Annotated in this window: 8 protein-coding genes; 3 read left to right on the top strand and 5 right to left on the bottom strand. The window is 67.5% G+C overall.

Annotation, left to right across the window (positions count from 1 at the left end):
• Window positions 1–207: 207 nt before the first annotated feature.
• A complete protein-coding gene (locus AA75_RS24810; RefSeq protein WP_033822448.1) occupies window positions 208–1128 on the bottom strand; it encodes a LysR family transcriptional regulator in 921 nt (306 codons plus the stop codon).
• A 189-nt stretch (window positions 1129–1317) separates the two neighbouring features.
• Window positions 1318–1725 carry an integrase core domain-containing protein gene (locus AA75_RS54060; RefSeq protein ID WP_082526804.1) on the bottom strand — a complete coding sequence of 136 codons (408 nt, stop codon included), beginning with the start codon at window positions 1723–1725 and terminating at the stop codon, window positions 1318–1320.
• A 90-nt stretch (window positions 1726–1815) separates the two neighbouring features.
• Between AA75_RS54060 and AA75_RS24805 the strand changes: the two genes are divergently transcribed.
• Window positions 1816–2634, top strand: a complete 819-nt coding sequence (locus AA75_RS24805; RefSeq protein WP_033822447.1) for a hypothetical protein — start codon at window positions 1816–1818, stop codon at window positions 2632–2634.
• Between the two features lie 189 nt (window positions 2635–2823).
• Here AA75_RS24805 and AA75_RS24800 read toward each other — a convergent pair whose 3' ends face one another.
• Entirely contained in the window at window positions 2824–5049 is a 2226-nt protein-coding gene (locus AA75_RS24800; protein ID WP_051813252.1) for a glycerol-3-phosphate 1-O-acyltransferase, read from the bottom strand.
• 441 nt (window positions 5050–5490) lie between these two features.
• On the opposite strand from AA75_RS24800, the gene AA75_RS24795 reads away from it, so the two are divergent.
• Entirely contained in the window at window positions 5491–5979 is a 489-nt protein-coding gene (locus tag AA75_RS24795; protein WP_149038352.1) for a hypothetical protein, read from the top strand.
• 373 nt (window positions 5980–6352) lie between these two features.
• Window positions 6353–6652, top strand: coding sequence for a hypothetical protein (locus AA75_RS24790; RefSeq protein ID WP_149038351.1), 300 nt, complete (start codon window positions 6353–6355; stop codon window positions 6650–6652).
• 1268 nt (window positions 6653–7920) lie between these two features.
• Here the strand turns inward: AA75_RS24790 and AA75_RS24785 are convergent.
• Window positions 7921–9000, bottom strand: a complete 1080-nt coding sequence (locus tag AA75_RS24785; RefSeq protein ID WP_082526803.1) for an aromatic acid exporter family protein — start codon at window positions 8998–9000, stop codon at window positions 7921–7923.
• 710 nt (window positions 9001–9710) lie between these two features.
• Window positions 9711–10584 (bottom strand): hypothetical protein (locus tag AA75_RS49720; RefSeq protein WP_158515562.1); only part of this gene is annotated, 874 nt, incomplete at its 5' end.

Below are 10584 nucleotides of genomic sequence, written 5' to 3'. Positions count from 1 at the left end.
CCACCGGCTGATTCTTCGAGAACGACCAAGCTCTTGAAGGGCAGGACGACCTGGCGCTCGCGGGACAGCGCGGGCACCAGGTCGTTCGTCGCGTCCGCCGGTGGTGCGGAGAAGTCGAGTCGAGTTCGTCGGTGAGCAGAGCCTCGACCGCGCCGGGCCGTACCGGTCGGCATCCGGCACGGTCGGGTCCACTGCTGCGACGGAACGCTACCGGCCGGAGGCCTCCGCAGTGGTGAACAGGTCCTGCAGGGTCTGGGTCGCCAGGTTGAGCAGCCAGGCGTGGGCGGGGTCGTCGTCGTAACGCTTGTGCCAGAGCAGATAGAGGGGTACGGGCGGCAGGTCGAACGGCAGCGGCAGGGTGGTCAGGCCCAGCTGCTCTCGGGCGGAGCGGGTGACCGCGTCGGGGAGGGTGACCACGACGTCGGCGTCACGGGCGAGTTGCAGGGCGGTGTCCGTCGCGGGGGCGGAGACGGTGACACGGCGCTCGTGGCCGAGGGCGGCGACGACATCGTCGACCCGGTCGCGCAGGCTTCCACGGCGGGAGACGGTCACGTGGTCGGCCGCCGTGTACCGCTCGACGGTCACCGGTCCTTCGGTGAGCGGATGGCCCGCCCGGACGGCGAGGATGATCCTGTCCTGGCCGATGAGGCGGTGATGGATGTCGGGCTGAGGCGACGGTCCTGCGCTGGAGGCGACATCGACCTCACCGCGACGCAGCTCGGGGGTGTCGTGGCCGGGCTCGACCGTCAGACGTATCTTCACCCCCGGGGCCTGGCGGTGCACCGCGGCGACGAGGGCGGTTCCGCAGGCGGTGGTGAGGGCGTCGTGCAGGCGGACGGTGAACACCCGCTCCAGGCCCTCCAGGTCGAGATCCGTACAGGCGGACAGCAACTGGTGAGCCTGCTGCACCAGGGCATGGACCTCGGTGCGCATGGTCAGTGCGCGGGGCGTGGGCGTCATATGGCGTCCGGTGCGGACCAGGATCTGGTCGCCGGTGGCTCTGCGGATACGGCCCAGCGAGCGGCTCATCGCCGGCGCGGTGACGTGAAGCCGGTCCGCGGCTCCGGCCACGCTGCCCTCTTCCAACAGCGCGTCCAGGGCGGTGAGCAGATTCAAATCCAATTGCATGACAGTAACTATAGAAGTAGAGATCATGCGATGGCTGTTGGCAGTTGAGGTTACCGGCTTGGCGACGCGGGGCCGCGAGTACCCACCACCGGCCTGCTCCCGCCGAATTCCGTCGCCGCCGCCGAAGCGGCCGTCGCCCGGCCGGAGGAGGCCGCGCCGCCGACCTGTGGTGAGCGTAGGAGGGCGAGTTCACGGGCGGCCCCGCTCGGGGCGGGCCGCAGCACCAGGGCGGAGCGCCGCCCGTTCCCAGCAGGTCAGCCCACGTGACCTGGAGTCAGGCGGTCTCCTGGTCGGCAGCAAGTGTCCATCCCCTCGTTTCGTGAAGTCCTCTCTGTGCGGTCTCGTCCTGGTGGACGGCGGTTGTCGGCACTGTCGGATGATGCGTTCGAACTCGGTCGGTGGGAGTCCGTCGGCTCGGGTGTGCCTGCGCCTGGTGTTGCCGAAGTCGGCGATCCAGGTGGCGATCTTGATGCGGGCCGCGGTGCGCGTGGCGAACCGGTGCCGGCGGACGTGCTCGACCTTGAGCAGTGAGATGGAGGCCTGCGCGGCGGCGTTGTCGAAGCACGAGCCGACCCGAGAGAAGTCGGAACGGTTCACTGCCTCTCACTGTGCACTATCGGGCCTTGTCGAAATGCTGCGACCGAACTTCGATGGCCCTAGGTTCGGCGACGACTATGAGGCTGTTCGATGTCGAGTATTTATCTGAGTGCCCAGGCATGGCTGGAGTCATCCGATGCGGAGGAGGTGCTGCTTCCGGAAGGGAAAAGGGTGGTGTTCCACGCCCGAGCGGGGACCTTCCTCGCCGAAGACGCAGGCATGAGGGTCCTGCAGATCCAACCCGAGACCGGATATGATGAGTTCTCGCGTGATCCTGGCGGTGCGCCGGTCTTCATCCCGAACTACACTTTCAGTGGCATGACGGACCTGGAAATTTCCGTGGAGTCCGTCGTGGCGCAGGACGGCGGCAGTGCGTACCCGATCCTCTGGCTGAGCACCAGCGGTTTTTCGGATACGCGATTCTGCGAGTCGCCCGAGAACTGCCGGGATGGATCCCGCCACTCCTGCGGCGGGATCCTCGACCCGGACAGTAGCATCGGCGTGCAGCTCAGTCACTACGACGTTCTGCACATAGTCGCCTGTCGAGCGCCGAGCGAAGGCGTACACGGCACAACCTATGATGTGCCGACGGATACCGATCCTCAAGTCCTTCTCTCCGCAGCGGATGCGAAGCGAATGATGCGCAGACTGATCAATGAGGATTCCGACGAGGCGTATCGGTACTGGCAGGGAATCGGCGAGCAGACCCGGGCGTTCATCCTCGGAAGCAGCAAGGCCATCGAGAATTGGTGGGAGTTGCGCTGCGCCACAAGCGTCCTCATGTCCAAGGGGCCGAAGATATTCTACAAGTACTGCAAGTCCCAGGATCCCGCCGTACGGAAGAATATCTTGAAGGATGAGCACTTGAGATCCGCTTACCTGTTGGGTCGGAGAAGGGCGCAGAATTAATTGATCGGGTGCTGGTGGACGTGCTCGACCTCGAGCGGCGAGTCGGCGCCTCGGCCGCGGTGTTGACTTCCCGGAGGATGCGTTCCACCGGTCGGTCCGTCGGCGACCGCGGGAGGAGGAACGCGATGATCGGCGGCCACCAGCGGAACGGGCCGGGGAGACGCGGGCGAGGGGGCCGTTGCGGTCCGTTCACTGCGGGTCGTCGACGATGTCCCGTCGGTTCTCGGCGTCCACGTCGTCGACGGCGATCACCCGCCGCACCAGCGCTCGGATCCGTTCGGCGAACTCCTCGCGGCGGACGCCGAGCTCCTCACGGCCCGCATCGACGAGGTCCAGCTGCCGTGCGAGCCTCAGTGCCCCCGCGAACAGCTCCCGGGACAGCGACTCGGGCCCGTGCAGCCGGGCCTGCAGCAGCATCTGCTGGCCGACCCCGCCGCATTCGTCGAGGAATTCCTTCTCGACGACGGGCGTGCGCGGGTTGCGGGCGGCGAGCCGTTCCGCGACGACCAGCTGGGCGTCGACGAATGACCGGAGCACGCGGTGGGCCATGAGGAACGGCGCCCGGCGGAGCACGTCGGGCCCGGTGCCCGGTCCGAGCCGGGCGAGCTCGGTGTCCAGGCCTGCGCGGTGGGTCGCGAGGTCGGGCAGGAAGAACTCGCCGCCGAGCAGCTCCCGCAGTTCGGCCAGCTCCGTCCCGCGTTCCTCGTCCGGGACGAGCACGAGCAGCTCGGCGAGGGCCCGGTCGACGAAGTGGTGCACGGCGGAGTTGCGGTAGAAGGCGGCGACGAGGTGATGGCCGGGTTCGATGGCGTACACGGGTTCCGTTCCACCGGAGTAGGTGGTGACGACGTTCTCCGCGGTGAGCGCCGCGAGCACGCCCCGCATCCCGGCCGGGGTGCGCAGGGACTCGTCCGAGTGGGGCAGCGCGCGTTCGTCGAGGTGGTCGAGGACGGGCGCGAGCACGCGTTGCACCTGTCCCAGTGTCAGCGCCCGGTCGCGGACGCCCAGCAGTACGAGCGCGACGAGTGCGGTGGCCGTGACGGGTGTGACCCGGTTGATCCCGGCTGCGACCTCGGCCGCCACCCGCCGTAGTGCCGCACGCCGGTCCGGGCCGGTGGCCAACGCGTCCCGCAGCGAGATCGGCTCGGCGAACCGGACGTGCGCGACGCCGATCTGGCGCAGCTGCGCGGCCGCGTACCGGGCCAGCCAGGCGATGCCCTCGCCCTTCTTCGTCGCGCCGGACTGCTCGGCGGCCATCGCGGCGACCTCGCGCAGCTGGTCGTAGGTGATCGACACCGGGACCAGATGGACGTCGGCGACGTGTTCGCGTTCGAGGGCGTCGGCGACGTTGGCGAGCAGCCCGTAGTGCGGGGCGCGCAGCTTCCCGGTGCGCGACCGGCCGCCTTCCATGTACCACTCGAGGTTGAACCTTCTGGCCAGCAGAAACGCGAAGTACTCGCGGACGGCGAGCTTGTAGACCTCGTCGTCGCCGAACACGCGCCGGATGAAGACGATGCCTGCGCGCCGCGCCACCGGGCCGACCGGCCAGAACCTCAGGTTCTCCCCGCTGAGGACGTGGTTGCGGGGGAAGTCGCGCTCGGTGAGGACGTCGGCGAGCAGCATCGGGTCGGCGTAGGAGCGGTGGCTGGGCAGGAACACCAGCGCCCCGGACTTGTTCAGCTCCCGCAGCCGCTCGATGCCGGACTCGTCCACCTGGACGTCCCAGGCCCGTGCGTGAAGTGGGCGCAGGACGCCCGCGAGCAGGTCGGTGGCCATCGGGCTCAGCGAGGCCACCAGTCCGCGCAGATCGCGGCCGATGCGGGAGGCGACCTCGTGTTCGGAGAGGTCGAGCCGCTGCGCGAGCGCCGCCACCTCGCGTCTGAACGCCGGATCGGCCTCGATGGACTCGACGATCCGGGTCGGCACCTTGTACCGGGCGCCGACGACGGCTCGTACGGCCCGGCGCAGCGCGAGGTGGGCCTGGGAGGAGATGAAGCGGCCGAGGTCGTCGCCGTCGGGCAGGCGGTCGCGCAGCTCGGCCACGGTCGCGGGCTCCGATACGACGACCTGGGCCCGGTCCGGTTCGCGGCGTGCGATCCGTGCCTGTTCGATCGGCGGGGGGCGGCGGGGGTCGCGGAGTGCCAGCGCGTCGCTCCAGCGTGCCCGGCGCACGCCGTTGCGCTCGCGTGGCAGCCATGCCACCTTCACCGCCGTCAGGGTTGTGTCGGCCGCGGTGCCGGCGCGCACGATGTCGTCGAGCGCGCGTGCGAGGTCGTCCCCGTGCAGGGGGAAGGTCCGGGCGGTGCCCAGCCCGTGCTCGGCCGCCCAGCGGTGTACGAGCGCGCGCTCGGTGTCGCTGTCGGCTTCCACGAGCAGCAGCGTCCGTTCCGCGGGTTCCTGCGTCGAGAACGCCATCGGACCCCTTCCGTATCCCTCCATGCTGTCCCAGACGGCGCCCGCGGTCATCTCCGGTCTCCGGCGAGGGCAGCGCCTGCCGACGCACCTCCGAGCGGAGGTGCCCGGAGGAGACAGGTTTTCCATTCCGAGCCACTGAATGAAGCGTATTTCAGGAGCGAACGTACATCGCCGCATCATCGGGATCCATGAGCCCTACATATTCGTCGGTCGGTCCGCTGCGTCGGTGACCGTTCCCACATGCGCGTCAGCCCCGGACGCCATCGCGCGACCGCTGCCGCCGGTGGACGGAACCATGCCGCCCGGGCGGGTCGGTCGGCACCGGGCCGAGCCCCGCCCGCGACGGTGTGGACGGCGATGAGCGGCCGTCGCTGCCACCGGACACCGGCCCCTGCAGCGGGTCTGCTTGTGGCGAACATCGGATTTTGTCACTGTGGGGCGATGACGGACCATCATGGACCGGCGGGGCCCGCCGTGTGCGCCGGCCCCTGCTGCGACCGGCGGCTGCCGAGCCGGGCCCGTACCGGCAGGCCGGGCCTGTACTGCGGACAGGCCTGCCGTCAGGCCGCCCTGCGCCGACGCCGCCTCGCCGAACAGGCCCCCCACCTGCGGGACCAGGCCCAGGAGCTGCTGCGCGGCATCGACCTGCCGCTCGCCGATTCCGGGCGGGAACGGCTGGCGGCGATGGACGGCGAACAACTCGTCCTGGCCGTCCGGCAGGCCCGGACCGTCCACAAGTACCTGGCGGCTCTGCGCGAAACGCTCGGCCTGCCGCCCCACCGGATGGGCCTCCGGACGGACTACAACGGTGAAACGCCAGGCCGCAACCCTCGTCCGGCCAGGCGCGGGCCGCATCCCGGCCCCGGCCAGCAACCCGTGCCCACCGAACTCATCAACCTGTTCCTCGAACCGCCGCCTCCGGCCCGATAACTGCCGCCAGGTGACAGCCGCACGGTGCGGTGCGGAGTCACATCCGGCGGTGCAGATCCGCCCCGGCCGATCGGCGAACACCCGGGCGACGTGGAGCACGCGCACCCCGGACGGCGGCCGGAGTCGCGGAGCGCAGCCGATTCGACGGCGACCGGTACGCTCCGGTCGCCGCACCTGGGGCTCGTCACGATGGGCGGCGCAACCCAAGTTCTGACGTGATGTCATATACCGTCCGTGTCCGCGATACCGGCGATCCAGGATTCCCCGTGCCGCATCGTCGGCCGAGGAAGGGAAGCGACCCTCTGCGCGCCGCGGGACTGCCGCGCGCCGTCCACGGCCGCGCGCCGGACACAGCACCGTGTGGACGACCTGCGTGCTGCAGGCGACCGGCCCTGGTGACGAGGTCCTGCGCCGGATCGCGCTGCCACGCGCGCCGGGCGCCTTGCTGACGGCGTTCCTGCCGGTGGCCGACGGATTCCTGCTCGTCTGGGAGCCGGGCACCGGGCGGCACTTCGCACAGGTGGAACAGGTCGGCGACTTTGATGCACGGAAGCTGCCGCAGTTACCCGATCGGGACTCCCGTTCGACCGACAGCCCTCAAGATCGGAACGGCAACGTCTTTGAGATCAGACTCGTTGTCGTCAATCTCCAGCCGTGTTCCGTTGGTCCTTGAGAAACAGATCTGTCTCCGGTGCCCGGGTGGACCCACTTTGTCCGAAACGTTCAAGGAAGTAGTCAGTGCCCACTGCGCAGCAGGTGGCCACTATGAGGATTATTCCCACGATCACAGCGTCCATGGACACATGATGTAAGAATTTGATCTGATCATGGATCCCCCGATCGGTGGTCGAAGGGGTGGAAAACACTCGTTCAACAGCGGAGTTCCCTACAAGAGACCGGACGCCCTAGGTGGCATGGGCTCCATGGAAACAAGCTTCATCCCTCCTCCCGGCCGATCGGAGGAGGCCTGAAGCGGCGTAACGAATGTGTACTGGGTACTGGCAGTACTCGTAAACCGTAGAGGCGAGGATGAAGATCATGAAATCCGCAGCACTGATTCTTGCTAGGCTGCGCCGCGTTGCTCACCGGGTCAGCTGCATGAGTGACAGTGCGATGCACGGAAGGTCCCGTCGTGGATTTGCCGGTCCGTCGGTATCTGGTGCACTGGCGGCACAGGGACTGAGGCTTCGCGGGGCAGATCACATGTAGGAGGTATTCGCATTCGGCGTAGGGTCGAGGTCGGACTGGGCTTCTTTGCCCCTGATTCCGTGGCTCACGTTGCGGGCGATGACCAGCTTGATGCCACGCTTCCACCGCAGTCGACGGTACGTACCGGTGGTTTGTTGGACCCGCAAGTAGAGATCGATGGCTGGTCCGCTGGCCAACGGGGGTGGGGGCCTGGAGTTCGGGCGGAGAGGACGTGTTGGACCAGGTGTGCCAGTAGCGTTGCAGGGTGTGCCAGGGGTTGAGCCAGGCGCAGACCGCGCGGATGGGCCTGATCTCGTTGCTGCGATGGGGACTTGTCCGCGGACCAGGCGTCCCGACAGAAAGAGAACGCGCAGTTCACGAGGGTCTGGTGGCGGCGGATCGCGATATCTGGGCGGACCTGGAAATCACCCCGGGCGAGTTCGTCCTTGATCTGCTTGTAGCTCTGCCCGATCCGGCGCCGCGGGCCGTGGAGGCGAAGGAGTTTTCGGTCAGTCGGAGTGCTCGTGCGGGCTGTCGGCGGCGCACCAGGCCCCGGTGTGCCCATCACGGAAGGTGCGGATAGCCGCCGTCCGGTCACCCGGATGCTCGGGATCCGTCCAGCTCAGGGCGCGGGCCGCTTCGACCGGGTGTGCGCGTCCATGCCGCGGGTCCAGGTGCCAGGCGGGGCTTGAGGGGGCGTCAGCGCTTGCCGGTAGCCGCGCCGCGTTCGACCGGTTACCGGATGCTTGTAGGTCAGGCCGGATGGTGCGGGTCGAGCTGGTCGAGGATCTGTTGGAAAGGGCGACGCAGGGCGACCGCGGCAGGGCGGGAATCGACGCGGACGTAAGCGGCGATGAGGTCGCGAGCGCTGGATAGGGCGGGCTCCGGCTCGCCCGTACCCAGTGCGCCGGTGATCACCTGGGTAGTGGAGGCGGCCAGCGCAGGCAGGTACCGTCGAGCGTCGGCGAGGACGGGAACGAGGTCTTTCCTGCCGGTGAAGGCTGCCGCCTCAGCGGCAAGGGTCGTCAGGTGAGGTGCGAGTCTTCCTGCAGCTTTGATCCCGTGGGCCAGTCGTTCCACCGCGTCGCGGTGCCTTCGCCGCAAGGGATTGAACCGTATGGTGCGTTCGGCCTCGTTGGCACGTACGGCGCAGTTATGAATCGCATCGGTGTGGCCGGTGACGGCGGCGACGTTGGCGCGGGCTGTGATGGGGTCGGTGCCGAGGACGGCAACGGTCCCGGTCAGACCCTGGACCAGGTGCATACGTGATTCGTGGGACAGCGATGTGAGAGTACGGCGCGGGTCGGGGGGCCACAGCAGGGGCGAGACCAGGATGGTGACGGCTGCTCCCGCTCCGGTCTCCCAGAGACGGTGGACCGCGTAGCCGTCGGGGGAGGTGCTGGCGAAGACCAGCAGGGAGGAGACTGCGACCTGGACGTTCAGCGGGCCGCCGGCGCGGAGGACCATCCCGGTTCCCAGGCCCAACGCTACGACGAGAGCGAGTGCGATGGTGGAGGGGTGCAGGACGTTGAGGACGATGATGCCGATCGCGACACCCGCGATAACACCCAGCACACGTTGAAGGGCGGTCGCCAACGCGGTGACCGGGTCGCCGCGCAGGGCGACGAGTGGTACGACGGCCGCATAGACCGGCGGCTGGTCCGCTCCCAGCCACTCGGCTACCTGCCAAGCCACGGCAGAGGTCACCACGATCCGTGCGGCGGTCGGTCCCTCGGTGCGCAGGATGTCTCCAGCGCGACTACCCATCGATCTGCCCTGACCGCGCACGCGTTCCCGGCTGTTCGCAGTGAGCAGGACCTGGTGCCGGTCCAAGTGTCCCGGACCTGAGGGTTGGGAGGATTGGACCGTCAGCGATCGGACGCTTCAGGACCTGTCGTGACGCAAGCCGTCGTCCTTCGGGCCGGGACAGAGTCTCCCGCCACGGCGGTCCCAGCCCAGGCTGGGCCCGCCGCACCATCCCGGACAGCGTCGCACGCGACTGGTGCACCCTGGCTCCCTGCCTCGACCGTGGTCAACAGGCACAGGGTGACCGCCGAACGCACAGCCACCCTTGATTGCGCCGAAGGTGGCATGTCGCAGACCAAGTCACGGGGAGTAGAAGGCACCACGTCATCGGAGAACATCGAATCGCCGCTGCAAGTGCCCCCCTCTGGCCGAGGCTGGGTCCTACCTCGCGGGCCTGTACGCCGAGTGCGCCGGCGACAGTCAGTGACAGCAGTGGCCGGGGGCCGGGCGGATGATGTGGAGCGCCGCGAGGGGAGCGTCTCCAGCGTCGGCGGTGCCTGCTCCTGCGCTGCCCAAGCAATGTCGGCGAACCAAGTGCTGGTTCGCGCAGGAGGCGGGCTCCCGCCCGCCCTGACGTGGGCTGATGGCGGTTCGAGATGCCGGAGGGGGTCTGTTCCCGCAAGAAGAGCACGGCGGCCCCGCTCTGGCGTACCTAGCGTAATTGAGGAATCGTCAGGTAGCAGGGCGGGGATTTTTCCGGTCTGACCAGGGAGGTCAGGCCGAAGGGTTCGGGAGCGTCACTTGTCGGAATTCAAGTATTTGACTCCGGTCATCTTGAAGTCCTTCGGGTCGAGTATTAGGAGATACTGAATCTTAGACCAGGAGTGCACGCTTTCATGGTAGTTCATAGAATGATAGGCCGCGCCATATCCATTCGCCTCTGCGTATTTGCTCAGGCCTGACTGGTCGAATACATTCTGCTCAATGAATGGGGGTGTGTGTCTCTGGCTGCCGGTCAGGCTGAGCGTTTCATCCTTATTGTAGTCTGGATTTACTGTCCGCCTCACGGAGGAGGGTGCCTCGTCATTCAGGGTCGGCATCCCCATTCCACCGTTGATCTTCATGGTGTTATAGGTTCGCGTCGCTTCCGGCTTTCCGCTGGCATGTGCATAGGAGTGTCCCCATACTTTCAGGACGGGCTTTTTGCCTATGTACCTTCCCTCGATAATTGCTTTCCCGGTGCCGCGTGACGTCTGGGCGTAGCCAAGGGCTGCATCGTACATCGGGGTGAAGTATGCCCCCTCTCCCATGGCAACCCGGGTGGCCTTTTTCATCCCGGTTCGGCTGATTTCTTGTGCGTTACTCGCGCTCGTTCCGTGGAAAATTTTCCGCTGTGCAAAATTGAATCGGGTGGCATATTTGGCCTGCTCCAGGGTGGCGTCACCCGTGGTCATGTCGTACTTGACTCGGCCGTTTTTGCCCATCTTGAATTCTGGCATGTCACTGAGGTCGCCCGGAGCGTTGGCGCTTGCGGCCGCCCTGTCCAGTGCGTCGACTCTGCCCTTGACGCTTCCTCCGCCCGTGAAGGCCTTGAGTTGGTGTGCCTCGGCGAACAGGTAGGAGAGAGCGATGTGGCCGCTGGGGTCTACGTAGTTGATGGGGTCGGCGTCG

The organism is Kitasatospora sp. MBT63 (assembly GCF_000710465.2).
Taxonomy (GTDB): domain Bacteria; phylum Actinomycetota; class Actinomycetes; order Streptomycetales; family Streptomycetaceae; genus Kitasatospora.
Note: the sequence above shows the minus strand (reverse complement) of the source record. Positions and strands in the feature narration are given on the sequence as shown.

What these genes read in the sequence shown, in the direction of transcription:
- AA75_RS24810 (WP_033822448.1), bottom strand. Translation starts at nt 1,128, where the DNA reads ATGCAATTGGATTTGAATCTGCTCACCGCCCTGGACGCGCTGTTGGAA.
- AA75_RS24805 (WP_033822447.1), top strand. Translation starts at nt 1,816, where the DNA reads ATGTCGAGTATTTATCTGAGTGCCCAGGCATGGCTGGAGTCATCCGAT.
- AA75_RS24800 (WP_051813252.1), bottom strand. Translation starts at nt 5,049, where the DNA reads ATGGCGTTCTCGACGCAGGAACCCGCGGAACGGACGCTGCTGCTCGTG.
- AA75_RS24795 (WP_149038352.1), top strand. Translation starts at nt 5,491, where the DNA reads ATGACGGACCATCATGGACCGGCGGGGCCCGCCGTGTGCGCCGGCCCC.